The organism is Halorubrum alkaliphilum (genome assembly GCF_017873815.1).
In the GTDB taxonomy this organism is placed as follows: Archaea; Halobacteriota; Halobacteria; order Halobacteriales; family Haloferacaceae; genus Halorubrum; species Halorubrum alkaliphilum.
Genome location: NZ_JAGGKQ010000005.1, coordinates 167,728 through 190,111 on the forward strand (window position 1 = coordinate 167,728; position 22,384 = coordinate 190,111).

The 22,384-nt window shown below is 62.8% G+C and carries 23 protein-coding genes; 10 read left to right on the forward strand and 13 right to left on the reverse strand.

The window, feature by feature from the left end:
* Positions 1–46 precede the first annotated feature (46 nt).
* Entirely contained in the window at positions 47–475 is a 429-nt protein-coding gene (locus J2751_RS05480; RefSeq protein WP_209483964.1) for a universal stress protein, read from the forward strand.
* Positions 476–714: 239 nt separating this feature from the next.
* Here J2751_RS05480 and J2751_RS05485 read toward each other — a convergent pair whose 3' ends face one another.
* The 7 genes from J2751_RS05485 to J2751_RS05515 form a co-directional block, all read right to left on the reverse strand.
* Positions 715–1,749 (reverse strand): tyrosine-type recombinase/integrase, encoded by a 1,035-nt coding sequence (locus J2751_RS05485; protein ID WP_209483966.1) that lies wholly within the window; start codon positions 1,747–1,749, stop codon positions 715–717.
* Entirely contained in the window at positions 1,742–2,122 is a 381-nt protein-coding gene (locus J2751_RS05490; RefSeq protein ID WP_209483968.1) for a DUF5805 domain-containing protein, read from the reverse strand. The genes J2751_RS05485 and J2751_RS05490 overlap by 8 nt, the downstream gene beginning before the upstream one ends.
* A gap of 839 nt (positions 2,123–2,961) precedes the next feature.
* Entirely contained in the window at positions 2,962–3,867 is a 906-nt protein-coding gene (locus J2751_RS05495) for a hypothetical protein (protein ID WP_209483970.1), read from the reverse strand.
* Between the two features lie 66 nt (positions 3,868–3,933).
* Complete coding sequence (locus J2751_RS05500) at positions 3,934–5,625, reverse strand: hypothetical protein (protein WP_209483972.1); 1,692 nt, start codon at positions 5,623–5,625, stop codon at positions 3,934–3,936.
* Between the two features lie 92 nt (positions 5,626–5,717).
* Positions 5,718–6,551 (reverse strand): MBL fold metallo-hydrolase, encoded by an 834-nt coding sequence (locus tag J2751_RS05505; protein WP_209483974.1) that lies wholly within the window; start codon positions 6,549–6,551, stop codon positions 5,718–5,720.
* 307 nt (positions 6,552–6,858) lie between these two features.
* Positions 6,859–7,443 carry a DsrE/DsrF/DrsH-like family protein gene (locus tag J2751_RS05510; protein ID WP_209483976.1) on the reverse strand — a complete coding sequence of 195 codons (585 nt, stop codon included), beginning with the start codon at positions 7,441–7,443 and terminating at the stop codon, positions 6,859–6,861.
* Between the two features lie 2 nt (positions 7,444–7,445).
* Positions 7,446–7,697, reverse strand: a complete 252-nt coding sequence (locus J2751_RS05515) for a sulfurtransferase TusA family protein (RefSeq protein WP_209483977.1) — start codon at positions 7,695–7,697, stop codon at positions 7,446–7,448.
* Between the two features lie 236 nt (positions 7,698–7,933).
* Here J2751_RS05515 and J2751_RS05520 point away from each other — a divergent pair, with 236 nt between their 5' ends.
* The 4 genes from J2751_RS05520 (at position 7,934) to J2751_RS05535 (ending at position 11,109) form a co-directional block, all read left to right on the forward strand.
* Positions 7,934–9,133, forward strand: a complete 1,200-nt coding sequence (locus J2751_RS05520) for an MBL fold metallo-hydrolase (protein WP_209483979.1) — start codon at positions 7,934–7,936, stop codon at positions 9,131–9,133.
* A 24-nt stretch (positions 9,134–9,157) separates the two neighbouring features.
* A complete protein-coding gene (locus J2751_RS05525) occupies positions 9,158–9,715 on the forward strand; it encodes a YeeE/YedE family protein (protein ID WP_209483981.1) in 558 nt (185 codons plus the stop codon).
* Positions 9,712–10,128, forward strand: coding sequence for a YeeE/YedE family protein (locus tag J2751_RS05530; RefSeq protein WP_209483983.1), 417 nt, complete (start codon positions 9,712–9,714; stop codon positions 10,126–10,128). Before J2751_RS05525 ends, J2751_RS05530 begins: the two co-directional genes overlap by 4 nt.
* Positions 10,129–10,266: 138 nt before the next feature.
* A complete protein-coding gene (locus J2751_RS05535; RefSeq protein ID WP_209483985.1) occupies positions 10,267–11,109 on the forward strand; it encodes a universal stress protein in 843 nt (280 codons plus the stop codon).
* 253 nt (positions 11,110–11,362) lie between these two features.
* Here the strand turns inward: J2751_RS05535 and J2751_RS05540 are convergent, their stop codons facing one another.
* The gene (locus J2751_RS05540; RefSeq protein ID WP_209483987.1) at positions 11,363–12,385 is read right to left on the reverse strand and encodes a sulfite exporter TauE/SafE family protein; all 1,023 of its coding nucleotides are present in this window, start codon (positions 12,383–12,385) and stop codon (positions 11,363–11,365) included.
* Between the two features lie 2 nt (positions 12,386–12,387).
* A complete protein-coding gene (locus tag J2751_RS05545; RefSeq protein WP_209483989.1) occupies positions 12,388–12,537 on the reverse strand; it encodes a DUF7512 family protein in 150 nt (49 codons plus the stop codon).
* Between the two features lie 766 nt (positions 12,538–13,303).
* On the opposite strand from J2751_RS05545, the gene J2751_RS05550 reads away from it, so the two are divergent.
* Entirely contained in the window at positions 13,304–14,698 is a 1,395-nt protein-coding gene (locus tag J2751_RS05550) for a DUF6498-containing protein (RefSeq protein WP_209483991.1), read from the forward strand.
* A gap of 400 nt (positions 14,699–15,098) precedes the next feature.
* Here J2751_RS05550 and J2751_RS05555 read toward each other — a convergent pair whose 3' ends face one another.
* Complete coding sequence (locus J2751_RS05555; RefSeq protein ID WP_209483993.1) at positions 15,099–15,680, reverse strand: DoxX family protein; 582 nt, start codon at positions 15,678–15,680, stop codon at positions 15,099–15,101.
* Positions 15,681–15,776: 96 nt separating this feature from the next.
* Here J2751_RS05555 and J2751_RS05560 point away from each other — a divergent pair, with 96 nt between their 5' ends.
* The 3 genes from J2751_RS05560 to J2751_RS05570 are packed head-to-tail and all read left to right on the forward strand — an operon-like array spanning position 15,777 to position 17,958.
* A complete protein-coding gene (locus tag J2751_RS05560; protein ID WP_209483995.1) occupies positions 15,777–17,231 on the forward strand; it encodes an NAD(P)H-hydrate dehydratase in 1,455 nt (484 codons plus the stop codon).
* The gene (gene moaC, locus J2751_RS05565; protein ID WP_209483997.1) at positions 17,224–17,727 is read left to right on the forward strand and encodes a cyclic pyranopterin monophosphate synthase MoaC; all 504 of its coding nucleotides are present in this window, start codon (positions 17,224–17,226) and stop codon (positions 17,725–17,727) included. Before J2751_RS05560 ends, moaC begins: the two co-directional genes overlap by 8 nt.
* 3 nt (positions 17,728–17,730) lie before the next feature.
* Positions 17,731–17,958, forward strand: a complete 228-nt coding sequence (locus J2751_RS05570) for a hypothetical protein (RefSeq protein ID WP_209483998.1) — start codon at positions 17,731–17,733, stop codon at positions 17,956–17,958.
* Here the strand turns inward: J2751_RS05570 and hflX are convergent.
* A complete protein-coding gene (hflX, locus tag J2751_RS05575) occupies positions 17,955–19,358 on the reverse strand; it encodes a GTPase HflX (protein ID WP_245202632.1) in 1,404 nt (467 codons plus the stop codon). The two genes, J2751_RS05570 and hflX, sit on opposite strands and share 4 nt — an antisense overlap.
* The gene (locus J2751_RS05580; protein WP_209483999.1) at positions 19,355–19,711 is read right to left on the reverse strand and encodes a DUF2209 family protein; all 357 of its coding nucleotides are present in this window, start codon (positions 19,709–19,711) and stop codon (positions 19,355–19,357) included. The genes hflX and J2751_RS05580 overlap by 4 nt, the downstream gene beginning before the upstream one ends.
* Before the next feature lie 181 nt (positions 19,712–19,892).
* Between J2751_RS05580 and J2751_RS05585 the strand changes: the two genes are divergently transcribed.
* Positions 19,893–21,254, forward strand: coding sequence for a metallophosphoesterase (locus J2751_RS05585; protein WP_209484000.1), 1,362 nt, complete (start codon positions 19,893–19,895; stop codon positions 21,252–21,254).
* 26 nt (positions 21,255–21,280) lie between these two features.
* Here the strand turns inward: J2751_RS05585 and J2751_RS05590 are convergent, their stop codons facing one another.
* The gene (locus J2751_RS05590; protein ID WP_209484001.1) at positions 21,281–22,375 is read right to left on the reverse strand and encodes an archaeosine biosynthesis radical SAM protein RaSEA; all 1,095 of its coding nucleotides are present in this window, start codon (positions 22,373–22,375) and stop codon (positions 21,281–21,283) included.
* Positions 22,376–22,384: the final 9 nt, after the last annotated feature.

The window sequence follows — 22,384 nt, forward strand, 5'->3', positions numbered from 1 at the left end:
GTGGCGACCGACCAACAGTTATTACGTCCCCGGGAGAACCTCGGATATGACCGAGCACGTTCTCGTTGCGATGGACGGTTCGACGTTGAGTCGCGACTCGCTCGTGTATGCCCGTGACGTCTTTCCGGACGCCCGAGTGACGGCAGTCCACGTCGCCAACCCCGAGTTGGACATGCTCCCGGCGGACGCGACGGACGTCTTCGAGGCGGGCCTCGACTCGCTCGACGGGGTCGGCGACGAGACCGCACAGGCGGTGTTCGAGACGATGCGTGACATCGCCGGAGATGAGTCAATCGACGTGACGTACCTCGTCGGACCGGTTGAGGACCGACTGATCGAGTACATCGAGGACGGCGAGTTCGATCACGTTGTGATGGGGACTCACGGTCGAGACGGACTCTCACGGCTCCTGATCGGAAGCGTCGCTGAGGCGGTGGTTCGACGAACGGACGTTCCCACGATTCTAGTCAAGTGAACTCGGCTGGATCGTCCACGTCGTTCGATACGCCGGGCGTCCGGCAGGTAATTTCTCGATGAGTCTGGGGGTGTGATCGCCCCGATCACCGAAAAACGGAGCATCCGAGCGGGCAGAGAATTTATATAGCAGAATATGGTTTATTAGATCGTCTTGCGACGAATTTCGTTTGGTCGTATCCGACGAAATTCGACGACCCTCGATATTCCGACTACGTCCCCGGGTCCAATACGGACGAATCAGGCCAACAGCCGATACACGCTTGCTTCGTACGTCTCCCGTACTTGATCCCCCCAGTTGTGGGTGTACGTGTCGATCACGTCGTCGGCGACGTCCCCACGGAGATACTTGACGACGCCGCGGTCACCGGTTCTGTCCCGGAGATGCGTCGTGAAGAAGTGTCTGAAGTAGTGCGGCGTGACGTTCTCTTCAGCTCCGCCACCGGTTCGATACCACCCCTCTTCGCGAGCGTACCGCTTGACGATATGACGAACTGACTGTGGATCGAGTCGCTCACCCCACCCCTCCGCGGTACCGACGAACAGGGGCTCCGCGACCGAGGTCGTGTCCGGTCGTATCGCTAACCAGCGTTTCAGGACCGTGTGAAGCTCGTCGTCGACCGGAATCACGGTCGCCCGTTTGCGTTTGTTGGAGGCCGTCCGGATCTCCCCGTTTAACTCCGCTCCCACCGTCGCATCGGGGGTTACGTATAGCGAGTTCGGCCGGTCGGCGAGCGCGGCACGCGTCCCCAGCGGGTAGGCTGCCTCAAGCTCGGCGTCCGTGACGGCGAGGTCGCGGAGATCGAGGTTACAGAGTTCACCGACCCGCATTCCGGTCTTCAACAGCGTACAGACGACTGCGCGGTGGAGTGGATGGTTGATCCTGCCGACGAACGACCGCATTGCCGGAATCGAGACGTCCCGTCGTGCCGGGTCCTTGTCGATCGTTTCATCCATCTCCTCCATCACGAGGGTCATCGGATTTCCATCGAACGCTCCGACTTCGGTCATATACCCATAAAAGCGGTGTACGTACGCTGCATACGTCGCAACGGTGCTGTCGGCGACGTTCCCCCGCAACGAGTGGATGAACGCCATACAGTCGCGATGGGTCGCCGTTGCTGGCGACGTTCCGTCCTCGAGATGGGCCTCGAATCGACGGAGAACCCGTTCGTACGACTCCCGTGTCCGTTCCGTCTTGCCGTGATACGTCAGGTCCTCGATGAAGTACCCCACAGGGTCGTCGGAACCTTCGATCATGCGTGAACTACTCATCGACAAGCGTGTATCCCCCGTCTCGTCCGCTGTAGCGGACTCGGTTGCGATCTTGGAGTGACTCGAGCGTTTCTTCCAGCCGATCCTCGAAGTCGTCGAACACCGCGTCCACGAGCTCGTCCCAAGACTGGTGGTCCGCTTCAAGAACGGATTCGACCCGGTCTTCGAGGTGGTGACTGCCTGGGTTCGCGTCCCAAGAACCGGCCTCCTCGGGGTTACTCTCCGTGGAGAGAGAGAACCCGCGTCTTCCGGCCTGTACCATCGTTCTGACGAACTCACTTTGTGACATCCCCATCTCGTCCGCGTGGCGCTGCCACGCCGCTTTTTGATCGGCCGGCACGTAGGTCTTCACCGGTTTGCGCTCCTCGCTCATTACGAGTCGACCGTCTCGACCCAGTGACTTGAATGTGTCCCACATTCCGGGATAAGGTCACTTATACTGTCTTTTGTCCCTTCAGATCGCCGCGTAGTTTTTACATATCAACACGTGTGACACCACAAGATCCGTGATATAGCTCTTGAATACAAGATATAATACTTCGTCGCTCTGGCGGACTTTGACAAGATCTCGATCGCCCGCTCGTTTCGATCCGGTCGATCTACCGTCGGGCAAGTCCGGCATGTCCGACGTGTCGCAAGACGGTTCCGGGAGCGAGAGTTCAGTGCCCGGTCAGGACGCCGCCGGAGTAACTGAACGCAACGAGACGAGTGGGGTTCGATCGGGCCGGATGGTCTGATAGGGTCCGCGCTCGGAACACGACCGTCTTTCTCGGCCGGCCGAACGTAGCGCACCCCGGTTCGGTAGCAATAAGCGATCGTACAGACGCCGTCAGGAACCGCGAGAGGACACGTCGTGCCGCGAACGCTGTGAGGTACCGCAGGGGCTCGCCGCTACTCGAGGACGGCGTAGCGTAGAACGGTAAGGGAACCACCGTGGTCTAAGGGGTGTGACGAGTCAGCTACCCAGAGCTGAAGTCGTTGGCTGCCGGGCTCGTACCGCCGTGATCGGTTGCCATCAGCGAGCGCTGCTGGCTACTCCGGAGACGGTGTCTCCGCCGATCCGATCTACTGGCTCGTCGAAACACACCTCTCCTTACCGATCGATCCCGTTCGACGTCGATCTTATAAACCACATATTGCGATACAGATTTGGCCCGTTTCTGTCGAGGGGGTCGATCTGAACGAGATGATGAAATCCAGCGGTAACGAGCGCTATACCGTTATTTTCGAATCCGAACCGATCCCGTCGAAGAGCCGCAGCGCGGATTCGAGGGCCGGATGATCTTCTGCGGCGTTACGCATCACGACGGTTTCGCTCGGAAAGAGGTGTTCGCCGAGGACGAGCCCGTGATCGCGCGCGGTCGAGCCGCTTACCGTGAGGTACACGCCAAGTCCGGTATCGGCTATCGTGGCCTCCTCCGGCGCGTCGGGGTCGGGATAGACGAACTCGACGTCCGCGAGTACGTCCGTCCCAAGTACGGCGGTCACGAGTCGTTCGTATCGGGGCGAGATACATATCGGGCCCTCGTACTCCGTCAGGAACTCGCGATCCAGATCGGTTCCGGCCGGGAGTTCGCTAGGCCGTCCCATCAGCGTGTGATACACCGTGTCTCCGAGCCCGGTCACGACCCGGACGTCCGTATCCATGGGGTCGATCCGTTCGTTGATGTCGGCCAGTCGGCCGAGACCCGTCGGTCGGATGCCGACGACCTCCTCCAACACGAGGTCGGCCGAATCGAACCCCAGCGCGAACTCGTGGGTTCGAAGCGCACGAAATGGCTCCTCGCGACCGACGAGCATGAGATCGACGCCGTCGATCGAGACGGTTGCGGAGTCGAAGACGATCCGTCGTGGCTTTCCGTCACGATCATCGCGGAGCAAGGTGAACTCCGGGTTGTTCGGGTCGCTTGGATCCGAGTAGTCCGCTAACCGATGGTACGGCCCTCGTTCCGCCTCGAGGGATCCTTTCGTCACCGCCTTTTCGTAGCGGAGCGTATTACTGACTGAGTCGGCGAGTTCCTCCAAGCGATCGGTGCCGCCGACGTCCGCGAGCCGCTCAAGAACGGCCTCGAGCGGGCGACCCTTTCGGGGCACGGCGACGGGCAGCGGTTCGGTCATTACCCCGTATGGATCGTCGTCAGCAAAACGGGTTGCGCTTCAGTCCGGACCGACGAAACTACCATTTTACGGACCGAACGCTTCGTTAAGCCGTTCTCGGAACGCTTCGAGCTCCTCCAAGTGGTCGTTGATCGCGGCCAACTCGGCGTCCACGTCCTCGAGGTCGTCCCCGAGGCGGTCCTCTATTTCGGTCAGACGGGTGTCGACCTCGGCCAAGTCGTCCCAGAGGTCGTCGAACTCCTCATCGAACCGACCCATCCGGTCCTCCACGTCGTCGACACGGTCGTCCGTCCGTTCGGCGGCGGCCGCAGCGTCGTCGACTCCCTCGTACAACGTCTCGATGTCGTCGTCCAGATCGTCCACGTCGTCACCGAGCGTCGAGACGTCCGCCTCGACGCCCGCGACGTCCTCGACGACGCCGCCAACGGTCTCTTTGACCTCGTGAACGTTCCCCTCGACCGCCGACACGGACTCTCGGAGTTCGCCTACGGTTCCTTCGACGTCGCTCATGTCGGCTTCGAGCCCCGAAATATCCGATTCAACGGTTTCAACGGTCGACTCAACGGTTTCAACGGTCGATTCAACGTCTCCGACCGAGTCTTCGACGCCTTCGATCGATTCCTCGACGTCGTCGACCCGAGCATCGATCCCCACGACCTCAGTCGCGAGCTCGCCGTGTGCGCGTTCTCCCGCCGTGACCCGACCGTCCAGCGCACCGACCTCATCCTCGACATCGTCGACCCGAGCATCGATCCCGTCGAGGATCTCCCGGGCGGTGCCCTCTTCATCGATGAACTCCGCGAGCGCGTCCGCGTACGCTTCGATGTCCGCCACACTCGACTGGAGACGGCTTATCCTGACATCGACGCTTCTGGGAACGCCGACATCGAGCTCCGACCGGAGGACGTTCAGGTCCGCCTCGTCGACCTCGCCGGAGCGAATCTCGTCCGCAAGGGTGGACGCGATCCCCTCTGGGGCTACTTTCGGAGTCGGAGCGGGCTCGTCACTGTCGGACGGCTCCGCTTCTGTCGAATCCGACTCGTTCACCTCCCCCGGAACGTCCTCGGGATGTGAGTCGTCCGCGTCAGGGGATTCGTCGCTTGGCTCAGGAACCTCGTCATGCCGCGTAACGGCCGACGTGGTCGTTTCGACGAGATCACGTGGCTCGGGGGCTTGAGACCCCTCGTCTTCCGGCGTCGGATCCGTCGCGGTCGAATCCTCCGTCGCAGGGTCTTCGCTCTCCGGTTCCGCTTCCGTCTCCGATTCCTCGAACTCCGCCGGTGTCGACTCCGTCTCGGAGAGGTCTTCCATTCCGGGTAGCGTCTCCCGATCACCCGACAACACCTCTCTGACTGCATCCGTCTCGTCGGTCCCGAGGACGTCCTCTATCTCCTCGCCGACCGGAACGTGCTCGATGACGGGTGCCCCGAGGAACGCCTCTAGGTCGGGGTCGTCATCACGGATCCCGAAGACGGTCTCGACGGACTCTCCCGGTTCGAGGACTCGTTCGAACTCCACACGGTTGTCCTTATATGCGGTCCAGTTCTCGCTTTCGTAGTCGGGATGAAATCCGATCCGGTCCATCGGGAACGATTCGGGTATCCTGTCGACGATCCGGACACGTACGGCGTCCTCGCGGGCCGAAGAGAGTTCATACATTACTGCGGGAACCGGGAACGCATCGTCGGTAAAAGACTTCTCCACCCTGATTCCGTCCTCCTCGACGGTCGTCGTCGCCTCCGCCGTCCGTTCGTTCATACGAAACCCTCCGTAAGCAAGGGCTTAAATTCCACGGGCGACGTCTCAGCGACGATAACTCGTTGCCCGCCCCGGAGTTCGTCGTGGTGCTCTCAGAGATCGATCCGGTCGCCGATCTCGACGATCGAAAGTCGGGAGGGGTACTCGAAGCTCTGTGCGTGGTCGTGAAGCGCGGTCGGGTCCGCGGTGAGTCCCTTCCACATGTCCCAATGAGTCGGAACCAATCGGTCGAGTTCCAGGGCGCTTGCGGCCGAAACGATCTCGTTCTCGTCGCTGTACCACTTCGTCCGCACCGGCTCTCCGGTCTCTTTGTCCGGAACCGTTCCGACCGATCCGAACGCGAGGATCCCGAGGTCGATGTCGTACTCGTCTGCGAGGGACTCGAACGTCGATGACGGCTTGCTGTCGCCCGCGTGGAACATCGTTCCGTCCGGGTGATCGATGACATAGCCTACCGGGTGGGTCGCGTCCGTGTCGTGAACCTCGACGACGTGAACGGTGAACTCGCCGATCCGGAGCTCGTCGCCCTCGGCGACTTCGAGGAACTGCTCGTCCGCGACATCCCACTTCTCGGTCCACCGTTCGTCCTCTCGTGCTACCGAAAGCGAGTCGTCGGGTGCGACGAACTCCGCGCCCGTGTTCGCGAGGATCGGTGCCTGTGACGGGCCGTGGACGTGGTCGACGTGTTCGTGAGTCGCCAACACTGCGTCCGCGCTGTCGACGTCCTCGGGATCAAAGGGAATCGGGACCATCCGGATCGTTCGCGGGGGATCGCCGGTTCCCACGTAGGGGTCGATCCAGAGTACCGTCCCGTCACGGCCCTTGATCGCGAACCCGTTACAGCCCAGATACCACAGCGCCACCGTATCCGGGTCCGCTTCCGAGACCGCACGCGGCAGCCAGTCGCCCCAGTCGGAACTCGTCATGTCCGCAGTTGGTTCGCCCCATACCGTAATCGTTCCGGAGTCGTTCGTGATCCATACTGCATGGTACCACGAGGCGTGGGCTGCGACGGACACATACAGTCTATTTTGCTATATCGAATAGTGATCCGGAGCGACACGGTTCCGGAAGATAGGCCAGTTTCGGGCGGATTCACCGTCGGTTTGTTTCCACCAATAAGAAGGCGATCGCGGGGGAGATCACGGCCGAGGTCGGTGCGAGCGGTCTTCCCGCTTCAGGCGGAGGAGGATTCAACTCGATCCGGTTCCGGGCAGCGTATCGGAAAGCGCTCTAGACGAGCAGTTGAATGTCGGCCTCTTGCATCTCTTGGAAGGCCGAGGCGGCACCGACGCCCGTTGTTACTCCGTCGTAGAAATCGTCTTCGTCGTAGTCAAGCAGATCGATGGTCATCTGACACGCTTGGAGATCGACGCCGTGATCGAGAGACGTTTCGATGAGTTCCTGTACCGATGCGACGTTGTTGTCGTCGATCTTTCCGCGCATCATCCGGGTCGTCATCCGGTCCATTCCGGGGAGTGCGGCGATGGCGTTCGGCACCGGCATGTTCGGGTTTCCGACCGAACTCAGTTTGAGGTCCTTTGAGTTCTCCTCGTGAAGAATCTCTAATCCCCAGAACGTATGGAAGACGGTGACGTCGTAGCCGAAGGCGGCTGCCGTACTGGCGAGGATGAGCGGGGGATACGCCATATCGAGCGTTCCCTTCGTAGCGATGATGACCATCTTGTTCGAGTCCTCGTTGACCGCCATCCGGAGATCGGCGACCTCGTCTTCGAGTTCCTCGATACGCGCCAGCAGTTCCGCAGTCTCCTCGGAGGAGAGTTCCGCGTCGGAACCGGCTGGTGTGTCCGTGCTCATGTTCACTTGGTCTTCCGGACGTAGTGTTTGTAGACGGATTCGCCGTCCTCGGTCGCTTCCTCTTGCTCGAGCAGCTCTGCACCGTCCGTCGACTCCGCCCAGCCTTTGATGTCGCTCATGCTCCCGGAGTCGGTCGCAACGACGACCAACGTCTCGCCGGCGTCAAGGTCCTCGAAGGCACCTTTTGTCTTGATGACGGGCATCGGGCAGTTCTGTCCTTTCACATCGACCGTCTCAGCGGTTTCCGTACTCATTGGTTATCTCCCCTGTGTTGGGGTTGTTCCACAATACTGTGTCCCCAGACATAAGTGTGTCGATTATTGGGTTTAAATTGAAATACTGTTGTGTATTCGGTCCGTCTCATTTGGTTCGCGTGTTCGTGTGCGCGGCTACTGGGCTTTTATCTGGAGTTTCGGTAGTGCTATATTGGGTAGATATTGAATTACTATACAAAACCTTAAGTCATTCTGGGTAGTACGTGTGAGTGTACATGGATCCCGAAGCGATGGATTTCCCAACGCCGGAATCGGATGTCGAATCGATCGAGCCGGAGGCGCTCAAAGAGCGTATCGACGGCGGCGATGACGTCACGCTGCTCGATGCGCGTATGGAAAGCGATTATGAGGAGTGGAAAATTGACGGCGAGAACGTTGAGAGCATCAACGTCCCATACTTCGAGTTCCTCGACGAGGAGATCGACGGCGACGTGCTCGCGTCCATCCCCGATGACGAACACGTTACCGTTCTCTGTGCGAAGGGCGGTGCCAGCGAATACGTCGCTGGCGCGCTCGCGGATCGTGGCTACGATGTCGACCACCTCGAAGAGGGAATGAACGGCTGGGCGTTGATTTACGAGGCCCACGAGGTCACCGACTACGACGGTACAGGAACGCTGCTACAGTACCAGCGTCCCTCCAGTGGCTGTCTCGGCTACTTCGTCTACGACGACGGCGAGGCCGCCGTCATCGACCCGCTGCGGGCGTTCACGGATCGGTACCTCGAGGACGCGGCCGAGTTGGGCGTCGAGTTGACGTACGCGCTGGATACCCACGTCCACGCCGATCACATCTCCGGCGTCCGTAAGCTCAACGAGGAAGGCGTGGAGGGCGTCATCCCCGAGGCTGCCGTCGACCGCGGCGTTACCTACGCCGACGAGCTGACCACGGCCGAAGACGGCGACACCTTCGAGATCGGCGATGCTACTATCGAGACCGTCTACACACCCGGCCACACCACCGGGATGACCTCGTACCTCGTCGACGACGGCCTACTCGCGACCGGCGACGGACTGTTCATCGAGAGCGTCGCACGCCCCGACCTCGAAGAGGGCGACGAGGGCGCGCCGGACGCCGCGCGGATGCTCTACGAGTCGCTACAGGAACGCGTCCTGACGCTCCCCGACGAGACGCTCATCGGTGGTGCCCACTTCAGCAGCGTCGCAGAGTCCGCCGCTGATGGCACCTACACCGCACCCATCGGTAACCTCGTCGAAGAGATGGAGGCTCTGAGGATGGACGAAGACGACTTCGTCGACGTGGTTCTCGCGGATATGCCGCCGCGACCGGCCAACTACGAGGACATCATCGCGACGAATCTCGGACAGAACGTCGTCGACGACGACGAGGCATTCACCCTCGAGCTCGGCCCGAACAACTGCGCAGCCAGCCAGGATGCACTCACGAGCGACTAACGACGACCACGAGGATCACGAGCGATGATCGCCGAGCTACTCGGTTCCGGGACGTTTGAGGCGCTGTTCCCGAACGGAATCTCCCGATACGCCGTCGGAGGCATACTCGTCGGGCTCGGAACCGCCATCATCTATCTCGGAACCGGGATTACAGCCGGTGCGAGCACGTTCCTCGAGTCGACGCTGTCGTACATTTCCGAAACGGAACGATTCACGCAGTATCGGCCGTCGCGTGACTGGCGAATCGTGTTCACGTTCGGCATCGTCGGCGGGGCAGCGATATACGCCCTGACCTTCCAGTCGGGACTGGTCTCCAGTGGTCTTTATGCGACGGGCACGACCGGGGAGCTGCGAGACGTCGGCGTATTCACCATCTGGCTGACCGACGTCCAGCCGTGGCGGCTGTTCGTCGGCGGCATCCTCGTCGGTATCGGAACCCGACTCGGAAAGGGCTGTACGTCGGGCCACGGCGTCTGTGGCGTCGGCTCCGTCTCCCGGACCTCGCTCATCGGTGTTGTCACGTTCCTCATCGTCGCAATCGTGACCGCGAACCTCGTCGCTGTAATGGGGATCTCGCCATGAGCCGGCATCCGCTGTTCATGCCGCTCATCCTGCTCGGTGGGCTCGTCTTCGGCTTCGGTCTAGGATTCAGCCACATGGCGCGCCCGGAAGTCGTCCTCAACTTCCTGACGTTCGACGACCTCGGTTTGCTGTTCGTGATGTTCGGCGGCTCCATCGTCGCCGGACTCGCGTTCTGGCTCGTCCCCCGACTCCGGTCGAATGCCCCACTCACCGACCGCCCGTACGGTCGACGGCTGAAGCCGTTCGATCGAAACGTTCTGATCGGCGGCTCGATCTTCGGCGTCGGCTGGGGACTGTCGGGAATCTGTCCCGGTGCCGCCTACGCCAGCCTCGGTGTCGGTAACGTCACCATCCTGTGGGCCATCGCCGGGATGTTCCTCGGGGCCTACGCACAGGGCGTTTGGCGAAGCTAGTCTTCGGATGTCAACAGCCTCGGGGTCAAGCCCCGTGGCATCCGCCTTGTATTTCTGTGAATATCACCACACCCGGAGACGACTGACAGTATATTGGGGGTACGAAACAATATTATGGCCCCACTGCGTAGCTCTCGTATGAAAGCGGTATGCGCAACTGACCTCTCGGCGGCGAGCGAGGCGGCTATTGAGACCGAGACTTGTCTACACTGTCTCGGAAAGATCGGGGTCGAAGAGATACACCTCGTCACAGTCATCCCGTCGAACGTCCACGCCGGGATGCCGGGAATGAAGTTCGAGAAGCGCCGGAAGCGCGCTCTGGCACGGTACAGAGAGATAATCGAGGACGCCGGGTTTGCCGTCGAAACGCACGTCGTTCGGGGGACACCGCATCGGCGGATCAACGGCGTGGCTGGAACAGTCGGTGCCAGCCTCACTATCGTCGGCTCACGCGGCAAGAGTCCGCTTGAGAACCGCATTATCGGGTCGACGGCCAGAAACCTCACGCGGACGACCATCGCTCCGCTGTTAGTCAACCGTATCGAGCGCGGTGTGGAGAGCCCCGAACTCGTTCGCGAACACCTCTTCGATCGAGTGCTCTATGCGACGGACTTCTCGGAGAACGCCGACCGGACCTTCGAGGCCTTCTCGTATCTCCGTCATGCGACGGTGGATGCGATGCTCGTTCACGTCCGAACGCCGAAAGACCCCGGGCCTGAGAGTGGGGACCCACGTGACCGGCTCTCCGAACTGGCCGGCCGTCTCGCGGAGTGGGGCATCGAGACCGACGTCGAAATCCGGCAGGGCGACCCGGCCGAGGAACTCCTTGCGGTCGAGGAGGCCTACAGCGCGACGACGACGCTTCTCGGCTCGCGGGGACACAGCCGACTCCGACGGCTGTTACTCGGCAGCGTGACTGAAGACATCGTCGCCAACGCGAACGGCAACGTGCTGGTAGTGCCGCCGGAGCGGAGCGCGTAGCTCCACAGGTGACGACGGAACAATCCGTTCCGAACGGTTTGACGCCCCGAACGAGGGTCGAACGGTTTGTGATAGCATCTGTATTTGTGGGACATACATACAAGACCGACGGATCTGTAGAACGACATCGTGAAAGTCATGAGAGAGGCCGTCCCCGCCAGCAGCTGAGCTTCCTGTGGTCGATCAAGCGCCTGAAACTCGACGACGAACAGTACCGTAACACTGCTGGAACGATAGCCAGCAGCTTTATGCGTCAGTCGTCACCGTGTGGTGTTACATCGGTGGTGACCTTCCGTTCACGGACGGCCAGTGCGCCATAGTAGATGATGACTGCGGTGACGAAGATTGAGGATCCGATGAGCAGAACAAAGCTCACGGTGTCGAGTATCGGCATCTCGAACCAGTTGGCGAACTCGCCGAAGGCGACCGCAACACTCGCCAAAAGCAACATGATGCCGAAGTAGATGGTCACGTCGTCCTCGTCGACGTAGGCCGTTGACGCCGACCCGATCCGGGCACCGAGTGCGCTACCGACGAGCAGCGCCGTCACGACGCCGATATCGATGACGCCCGAGAGCCCGTAGCTGAACGCCCCAACAGCGCCCGACATGAGCGCACCGAAGAGGCTCGTCCCGACGGCGGCCGCAAGGGGTACACCGATAAGATAGTAGATGGCGGGCATCCGGATGAAGCCACCACCAACGCCGAGAAAGCCCGAGACGACGCCGACGCCGCCGCCAACCCCCGAGATGGTCCACATCGACGCCTTGCTGCCGTCGGTTAGCGTCACCATCGGTGGGATATTGTACGATTTGATCTTCTTCGCGATCTCGGGAATGTCGTCGTCGGTCTGCTGATCGTCGTCTTCGGAGGCATCCTGTTTGAGCGCGTTTCGCGTGAACACGATGCCGATCGCACCCAGAAGCAGGACGTATGCGGTGCCGACGACCAGTTCGGCCTGCCCGATGGCTTCGAGGCCGAAGACGAGCATCTTCCCGGCCTCGATACCGAGCACGATACCGACGAACATCAGCGCGCCGAGTTTGTAATCGACCTGTCCGACATCGTGGTGTTTCAGAGTCGCGATCACGGCTGTTCCGAAAACGAACGCCATCGAACTCCCGATAGCGACCGGCGCAGGATAGCCGAGAATCAGGAGAGCAGGGGTGACGAGAAACGACCCGCCCATTCCGAAGAACCCGAAGAACACCCCCACCATAAAGCCGAAGCTGACGAACAGTACGAGCAGCTCCGGGGGAAGTCCGAGCAGTTCCATTATCAGACGCTTTCGATGACTTCGAGAATCGGCGGTGCGATGCGTTCTTCTATCAGTCCGTATCCGACATAGAGGACGATTGCCTCGACGAGGACGAGCGTGACGACGAGTGCCGCCTGTACCGCTATCGGGAGGGCCGAGATCGCTATCATACGACCGACCACCCCATCCGCAATGGTTGTGTGGGAATCATACTTTTTACTCACCTTCACCTACGCCTGCCGGAGGTAATAACAGTTTTGGGACCTCTATACAATATTATTGAAGTGTATAAGATAGGTAACTGACGGAGATATTGGTGTAAGTTATGAAAATATAGTGTTCCCGGGGCGGACACAGCTTTCAGGACGCGCTGTCCCGTGCTAATGCTTCCCGGGAAAGCGAAACGAACTCCTCGAGATCCCGCTGTGGGGTGTCTCTCGAAACCGTGTCGGGAGCGCCCTCAAAAACCCGTCTCAGTCGCGTCCGAGAATATGAGACACTCTCCGTCTGGACCGGGAGCGACGCCTCCAGTGTAGGGCCGGTAGTGCTACCGTGAAACCGTCTGTAGGTGGTTCGTGACGATTTGACCGGCCCGCTCTTCTCCCGGTTCGACACTCAGTAGTATTGTACAATCTTCACAAATAATTTGCGTTCGGGGCCGTGAATACGGGTACAATGGCCGATTCGATGAGCGAACATCTCAAACAGGAGGTGCGGTTGAGGGGATTCTGGAGCGTACCCACGCTCTGAAGACCTCATTGACATCCTCCCCGCGCTGAAGCGCGAGGCTTTCTCCTCGATTCTCCGTAAAGAGATTTCCGCCTGCTTATCGAGCAGGACGACCACGCACCGTCGACGAGATCGCCGAGGAAGTCGAGCGAGAGCGGGCAATCCCATGCCGACAGGTTCTACTTTCCGCTGTCGAACGGTGAACCGATGGCGTCACCGTCCAACGGTTCGTCTACCGTGTTTCTGGTGACCGTCGCGGCGAACGTCGTCCCGCTAGTCGGCGTGCTCCACCTCGGGTGGAGCGCACAGACGTTCGCGGTCGTCTACGCGATCGAACTGGTCGTCGCCGTCCCGTTTGCTGGATTGAAGGCGTTGTTCGCACGCCGCCCGCCGGACTACGACGAGCTGGAGCGTCCACGGAGGGATACCCCGCTCAACTCCGACGAGCTGGGCGAGAGTTCCGTCGGATCGAGCGACCTCAAGCGCCGGCGCGGGAGCGTCACGGTCGTCGACTCGCTCCCGCCGATATACCCTCGGAACGTCCCGTTCGTCTTACAAGCGGTTGGGACTGCTGTGACACTCGTTGGGGTGTTCCTCTTCACACTGAGCCGTTTCATCAACGTGCCGGCAACGCTTGCTGACCCGATCGTGGCGGCGAGCGCCGTCTCCCTTGTCGTCTCTCAAGTCGGCCTTGTTAGTCGTGAATACTTCGGCGAGCGGCGCTACAGGACGAGCACACCCCGGAAGGTGATCAGTAGCGCAAAAAACGAGGCGTTTGTAGCCGTAGTGGTGCTCTGGTTTGCGGCCGTCGGCGGTCCGACCGGCGCGCTGGTTGCATTCGTTATGGTGAAGCTGTTCATGGAGTGGCGGAGCTACCGCGACGGGGTAGCGGTCGATCCTGACGAGGGGTTGGGAACGCTCCCGCCCGTGGCGGCTCCGGACGTGCCGCCGACGGCCGAGGTCCGTCCGGACCGGTGTGCGGTCCACGCCACCGCACTCTGGCGGGGCGTGAAGTCCGCGGTTAGCGGCGGCCCAGTGTACCTCGTCGCGTGGGTCGGGCTCACTGCCGGATCGGCGGGGGGAGTCGCCGCAACCGTGGTCTGTTTCGGCTTTCTACCGGCCGCCATCGGCGGGCTGAAGACCGTCGAGTACGTCCTCACCCATGGCACACTGGTGTACCAGCGCCGCGACGACGCGGTGGTCGCGTACGACGACCTCACCGAGGCGGTCCAGTGGGTGATCCCCGTCGACGATGTCCGGGACGCCGAGCTGTGTGAGGGGGAGTTCGTCGACCGTGCCTACGACACCCGGACGTTCTCGCTCACCACGTTTGTGGGCGAACACGAACGCAGCGTCGCGCACCTCCGGGAGTACGACCGGGCCGTCGAGGCGTTCGAACTCCCCGTCGAGACGACGGTGTTCGGTCCGCTTGACCGACGTGTGGTCGGGGCGGCAGCTGCGGTTGGAGCCTGTGGCGTCGCCGCCGTGGTTGGCCTCGCCTCCTCCGCCCCCACCGTCGCGGCGGTCGCCGCCGGGTTCGGCGGCCCGTTTGGCGTCGTCGCCCTCAGATCGGCGTGGCAGTGGGCGCTCCCGGCCGCCTGAACCGATCTCGAGGTGCGTTAGACCGGGCGGTGTCATCGAACTCCACGGCACGAACGCTTGCGTGGCGTGTGCCGATGTGGCAACGCGGAGGCAGCAACGCCAGTTCACGAACTCGTCCGTGACGGTGAGTGTCCCCCGCCGCTGTGGCGGACGGTACAACCCGTCGGTCGTTCCGTTCGGTGACCACCCACCGTCCGGGATCCCGTCGCTGCGTGGAACGACCCCCTCCGAGAACGACGCTCCAGTTGCGGCCGGCTCGTCGGTACCGTCGATCCCGTCGGATCGCTTCCGGGACGCGTCGACGGGACCGTGGCCCTACCGACGTTGACGAGGCCTGTGCTCGACGGACCGTGAACGCGCCCGAAATATCGGATAAAAGGGGACGGGCCGTCTCCGTGACTCACCCGAGGAGGTACCGAAGCCACGGGTTCTCCGTGACGATCGAGGACTCCTCGAGGGCGCGGTCGACGCCGACGATACGGCCGGCACCCCACGCGCCGAGGCCGAACAGCAGGAGCATGTAGACGAACGAGCTGTCGATGAAGTAGCCGTTCGGCATCGGGAACCCCTGTGCGAGGCCACCCTCCCACGCGGCAGTCCAGAACATTGCCATCTGGATCGCACCCATGAGCGCGGCGAACCGGAAGAACACGCCGAACAGCAGGGCGAGTCCGATCAGGATCTGCCCGAAGATCACGAGCGGGTCGACGATCGAGCCGTAGTTAGCGAACCACGCGAACAGTCCGCTCAGGGGGTTCGCCTCCGCGATCGCGTTCTGGAGGAAGCCGGCGGACGACCACGCCAACGGGTCGCTAATACCGCCCTCGAACAGCTTCGAAAGCCCCGCTTGGAGGAACACCCACGCCATCACGAGGCGCAGCCCCAGCATCGAATAGGCGAGCCACGTCTCCGAGTAGTTGAACGTCACCTCACGCCCCAACAGCTCCGCTTGGAGCGTCCGTTCGGACGGTTGTGTTGACATTACGGCATCACCAACCGGCGATTCTCCATCGTATCTCAAATAAGTATGGGTCGGGTGCCCCACATCATTATGACGCTCCTCAACGCACCAATCCGTATGATATCGACCGATCGGATGGCAGCCATCGACGCCAATGCGGCGGCGCTCGGGGTTCCACGGAAGCAACTCATGGAGTCGTCGGGTAACGCGGTCGCCCGTGTGGTGCGGTCGGTTGCCGAGCCGGGTGAGTCCGTCGAACTCGTGTGTGGCCGGGGGAACAACGGCGGCGACGCCTCGGTCGCGGCGCGGTTCCTCTCGGGATACGACGTGACCGTTCACCTGCTCGGACGCCCCGAGTCGATCACGACCGACATCGCCGGCGAGAACTGGGAGACGCTCGTCAACGCGGGGATCCCGACCGAGTCGGTCGTCGACGCCGGGAGCCTCGAGTTCGGGACCGCGGACGTCGTCGTCGACGCTATGCTCGGAACGGGGATCTCCGGCGCACTTCGCGATCCGGAGCGCACGGCCGCGGAACGCATCAACGACGCCGGCGAGGCGAGAGCGACGGTGGTATCCGTGGACGTGCCGTCCGGTATCGACGCCGACACCGGAGCACCCGCCGGCGGTGCGGACGCGGTCGCCGTCGACGCCGACCACGTGGTGACGTTCCACGACGAGAAGCCGGGATTAGGGAGCCTATCGGTAGAACTGACCGTCGCTGACATCGGGATCCCCGAGGCCGCGGAGCGGTTCACCGGTCCGGGAGACCTGCTCGGGATCGGTCGAGCGTCGGACTCACACAAGGGAGAGAACGGCGAGGTGCTCGTCGTGGGCGGCGGTCCTTACACCGGCGCGCCGACGCTCTCGGCGCGGGCGGCGCTGCGGGCCGGCGCGGACCTCGTCCGCGTCGCCTGCCCGGCGGCGGTCGCGCGGGAGGTTCAAGGGTTCTCGGAGAACCTGATCGTTCACGGGCTCTCCGGTGAAACGCTCGGTCCGTCCCATCTCGCCCGGATTCGCGAGCTCGCAGCGGACCACGACACGGTCGTCTTCGGACCGGGGCTCGGCGACGCGGAGGCGACGCTCTCGTTCGTCCGCGAGTTCCTCGCTGAACACGAGGGCCGGATCGTCGTCGACGCGGACGCTCTCCGGGTCGTCCCGGACATGGAGACATCCGCGGAGCTGATCTGTACGCCCCACCAGGGTGAGTTGGAGGCGATGGGCGGCAAGACCGCCGCCGACCCGGACGATCGCGCCGCACTCGTCGGGGAGTTCGCCGCCGACCTGGGCCACACGCTGCTCGTGAAGGGCGCGGTCGACGTGGTCGCAAGTCCTGACGGCGAGGTCCGGCTCAACCGGACCGGGAACCCCGGAATGACCGTCGGCGGCACCGGCGACGTGCTCGCGGGAACGGTCGGGGCGCTTGCGGCGACGACCGATCCGTTCGAGGCGGCAGCCACCGGCGCGTACGCCAACGGATTGGCGGGGGACTCGGCGGCCGAGACCAACGGGGACGGGCTCGTGGCGACGGATTTAATCGACCGGCTCCCGCAGGCGTTGTACGATGAGTGAAGAGCCCTCCCCCGACGAGAACCTGACGCACACGACGGCCGACGGCGACGTCCAGATGGTCGACGTCGGGTCGAAACCGGATACGAAGCGGCGCGCGGTCGCCCGCGGTGAGATCCGGCTGACGCCGTCGACGGTCGCCGCCATCGAAGCCGACTCGATCGGGAAGGGGGACGTGCTGGCCACCGCCCGGATCGGCGCGATAGACGCAGTGAAACACACGTGGGAGTCGATCCCGATGTGTCATCAGATCCCGATCACGAATGTCGACACCGAGTTCGTCGTCGACGAGGATCGTGTCGAACTGAGCGTCGCCGTCGAGACGACCGGGAAGACCGGCTGCGAGATGGAGGCGCTACAGGGTGTAACGACCGGTCTCAACGTCGTCTGGGACATGGTAAAAGCCGCCGAGAAGGACGCCGACGGCGGCTATCCGGACACGCGAATCGCCGACGTGGGAGTCGTCGAGAAGCGAAAGGAACGGCCCGGGGGAACGTAGCGAATGAGGGACGTGAGCGACCGGTCGCCGTTCGTCGACCTCGGCTTGGCAGCGACGTTCCTGTTCGGCGGTGCCGCGGGCGTCGCAGTTGGCGGCTGGCTGCTTGCGCTCCCGTTCGGCGGTACCGATAGCTCGCCGCTCGCGATCTATCTCGAACTCGCTGGACCCGCATCTCTGGTGTGGCTCGCCGTCGCGATCGTCGCACTCCTCCGCGGGCGCGCTCCCGCCTAAGTCGAACCGGCCGGTGCCAGCTCCGCCGCCTTCGACCGTGCGCGGGCGACGATCGAGGGTTTCGCCTCGAACGCGACCGTGACGTGCTCGTCGGCGTACGTCTCCTCGTCGACGTGCGCGTGGTCGTGGATCCACGAGACGAGGCTCATTGCGTCGTCGGAGACGGGGACCATCAGGCGCTCGCGCTCCCAGTCGGGTAGCTCGCCCTCGACCCTATCGCGAAGCTCGGCGACTCCCGCGCCCGTCCGTGCGGAGACTGCGACCGGCTCCGGCGCGAGCCCCGAGAGTGCTGCGCGTTTGTCCGCCAGTTCGCCGGGTTCGAGCCGGTCGACTTTGTTGAACACGGTGACGATGGGGGCCTCGTTGCGTTCATACAGGGTATCGTGGCTCGTGACGAGCTTCTCGCGCATCTCCTCGACCGACTCGCTCGCGTCCACGACGAGTAACACGAGGTCCGCGCGGTAGACGGAGTCGAGCGTCGACTCGAACGACTCGACGAGCCAGTGCGGCAGGTCCGCGATGAATCCGACGGTGTCCGTGAGCAACACGTCCCGTTTCTCCATCGCCGCACGCCGCGTGGTCGTGCCGAGCGTCGTGAACAGCATGTCCTGTGACTCCGCGGTCGAGTCCAGATCCGGGTGCCGTTCCTCGTTCTCGTCGACGTCGAGCTCGGCGGCCAGCTGACGCATCAGCGTCGATTTGCCTGCGTTCGTGTAGCCCGCGAGCGCGACGAGGTCGAATCCGGACTCCCGGCGCTGCTCGCGGCGAGCCCGCTCCTTGTCCGCGATCGACTCCAGCTCGTCGCGGATCTCGGATATCTGTCGTTTGATGTCGCGCTCGACGCTCTCGTCGTACTCGCCGAGCCCCATGAACCCCGGACGCTCGTCGCGTTTCGCGAGACTCGCTTTTGCCTCCGCTCTGGGGAGCTCGTAGCGGAGCTCCGCGAGTTCGACCTGTAGCTGGGCCTTCCGGGTGTTCGCGCGCTGGCCGAATATCTCGAGGATGAGCGTGAACCGGTCGATCACCTCGACCCCTTCCGGAAGCTCGCCGCCGATGTTGAACGTCTGGTACGGACCGACATCGTTGTCGATGATCACGGCTCCGGCTCCCGTCCGCCGGACGAGGTCGCGGAGCTCCGCTACCTTCCCCTCTCCGAACATGAACGCGGCGTCCTCGGTTCGGGTCTGCGTCAGACTCCCGACAACCCCGTAACCTGCGGCCCGGGTGAGTTGGCTGATCTCCGTCAGGTCGGCCGTGCCGGAATCGACGCGTTTAGCGACGATCGCGGAACGGCCGTCCGCGTCGGTGTCGGAGGGGTCGACGCGTTCGATCGCGTCGTCGAACCCATCGGTAGTCGTACGGTCAGTCGTCCCGTCGAGCCCGTCGTTTCCCCCCGTCATAACAGGAGGTTTCGAGCGGCGTACGCGGCGTGGTGTGCGGCCTGCACTGTTTCGCGTTCCCCTATGCTCTCGACGTATTTAAACTCCGGTCGGAAGCTCAGCCCGACGACCTCCGCGGGCTCCTCGTAGAACTCGCCGCCCTCGGCGACGATCGGACACGACGGCGGCTCCGGGAGGTTACCGACCGCCTCCGCCGTCAGCGCAACGGTCGCCTCTAGGGTCGGCCCGTCGCGGACGCTGGCGAACCCGATCCCCTCGACCGAGCGGATCCGGGTCGAGTCGATCGTCGCGTGGACCGCGGCCGCGACCATCAGATATTCGCCGCCCTCCTCGTGGCGGCCGCTGATGTCCACGCCAACGACATTAGGGGCGGGAGCCGTCCACCTCGATCGGCGTCGTTCGTGCCATACCGAAGCCTACCCGTTCCTGCGGCTTCAACTGTGTGGTGGCGCTGGCCCCCTACCGGCCCGTTTTCGTCGGGAGCGATCGTGTGGACAACGGCTTTATATAGTAGTCGGCGTTTGGGCGACGTAGATGACCGACGACGCCGACGTGTATTACGTTATCAGCGACCTCCACATCGGCGGGGACGAACAGCTCGAAGAGGTGGAGTTCCTCGACGAGTTACTGGAGTTCCTGGAACGGCTGGAAAACACCGACGAGAACGCGGAGCTCGTGATCAACGGCGACGCGTTCGGTCTCTGGGAGTTCACGACTGTCGAGGGCATGGAGAAGTTCGACGAGTTGGAGTCGTCGTATCCGAAGCTGTTCGAGGCGTTCCGTCGGACCGGCGAGAACATCACGGTTACACTCCTTCCCGGAAACCACGACCACGAACTCGCCGCCTACGATGCGTACGTCGACCGGTTCGCGGAATACAACGTCGACCTCGTTCAGAACGAGTCGATAACGCGCCGGGTCGGCGACCGTACAGTTCACTTCGAACACGGCCACCAGCACGATCCGAACAATCGGATCGAGGACTGGGGCAACGAGCACGCGACCCCGCTGGGCTACTACTATAATACCCTCGTCACGAGCCGCGCGGGACGGCTCTCGGACCGCGGCCGGTACAACTGGTTAAAGGACGTTCAAGCCGTCACCCCGACTGAACGGATGCCCGTGTGGCTCTTCTCGAAGTACTTTTATCGGGAGATGAACCCCATTCTGCGGTACGCCTTGGTTCCGTTCCTGCTGTTGTTCAACATCAGCGTCGTCCTCGCGTTGTTGGCGGGTCTCGATCTCGCCGGAATCTGGTCGATGCCCGTCGACCGAACCACGGCGTTCCTCGGGCAGTTCGGGACCGCGGGCACCGCAGTCTGGTTCCTGCTCGCGATCAACGTCGTCGTTACCGCGCTGCTGCTGCTGGTCGCGATCCCGCTGTACTTCATTAGACGTGACTTCCGGCGGACGATAGACCGCTTCGGCGTGTTCGAGACGGCCTTAACCGTCGACGCCCAGGGCCCCTACGAATCGGCCGCTCGTGAAACGTTCGAGGAGAACCCCGAGACCGCCGTTTTCTGTTACGGTCACACTCACCGGCCGACGGTGCGGGAGTTGGACGGCGGCGTGCTCGTTAACACCGGCACGTGGCTCAAGCGACTCCACCGCCGTGATGGGATCATCGGCCTGTTGCCGCCGGTGTTCTATCCGACCTATCAGCTCGGTACGGTCCGGATCGCCGACGAGCCGGAGGGGATCTCGGTCGAGTACCGGACCGTCGGAAAACCGAGCCCCGCCACGGAGGAATTAACCCTCACCGAACGCCTGTTTACTGTCGGTCGGGAGCCAGAACTGGACATTCCCGAACGAACCGTCATCGACGACGCTGGAGGGACGCCGGAGACGACACCCGCCGACGACGTCGTTGACGACGTAGAGCCGGTTGGGAACTGATATCAACCTAGCTGGGCCTCTCCGCGTTATTGTGCCAGCGGCATATTGTAGCTCGTCTCCTCCTCCATGACGAGTTCCCACGTGGCCTCACACTCGCAGGACACCTGCCCGAAGACGCTCGGGTCCTGTCGCTTGTCGAAGTCCTTGATCGCGGTTTGGACGCGGTCGTCACACTCCCCGCAGTTGTGCGCGCCGCGGTCGGAGCCGTGCCCGACCGGGTCGGAGACGACGATGGCGTCGACATCGGCGGTCGCTTCGAGGACGTGTGCGACCGACCAGAGCCACGGCGGCCGGTAGCCGCCCTCGAAGAACAGTTCGTCGACCATCGTGTAGCGCTGAACGTTCGTCGGGTTCATCGAGACGGTGTGACAGCCGTCGACGTCGGCACACCGGTGGATCGAGTCGATCATGTCGGCCGCGGCCTCCGGCTCCGCGAGGAAGGGCGGCTTCATGAGGAGGTACGCCTTGATCCCCACGTCAGCGTCGAACTCGTCGTCCGCGCCGGCCGCCTCCGCACAGGCGTCCTCGAAGTCGGCGAAGTCGAAGTACTTGTTCACGCAGTCGTGGCGAACGCGGTCAGTCGCGGTCTCCAGCCCGACGGCGACGTCGGTCGCGATCCCGTGTTCGGCGAAGTCGCCGATCTTCTCCCGATTGACGAAGTCCGGCAGGGACTCGACGACAATGCGATCACGGTCCGCAAACGTCTCGGCTATCGCCTGCCGGGTCTCGGCGGGGACCTCGCGCTCGTCGAGGAAGGAGCCCGAGGTGTAGATCTTTATCAGTTCGGCCGGGTCGTCCGCGTTCTCCCGCTCGTGGTCGAGACACGCGTCGATCTGTGTCATGAGGTCCTCGTGGGCGACGCTGCCGCCCTCGACGGACTCGGCGACGTAGCCACACATGGTACAGCCGCCCGCGCGGGCCCACCGGCAGCCGCCGGTGTTTAAGATGATCGTGAGCGAGTTCACCACTCCGTCAGGGGTGTTGTCCTCGTCGATCCAAACGCGGGTCGGCTCCGTCGGGTCGTACGTCTCCGAGCGCTCGGCGCGGATGTCACGCATTACTTCGTTGTGCGCGTCCATCCCACGCCCCTGCTCGTACGCCTCGGGGCTCGGTTGACTCATTGTCGAGAG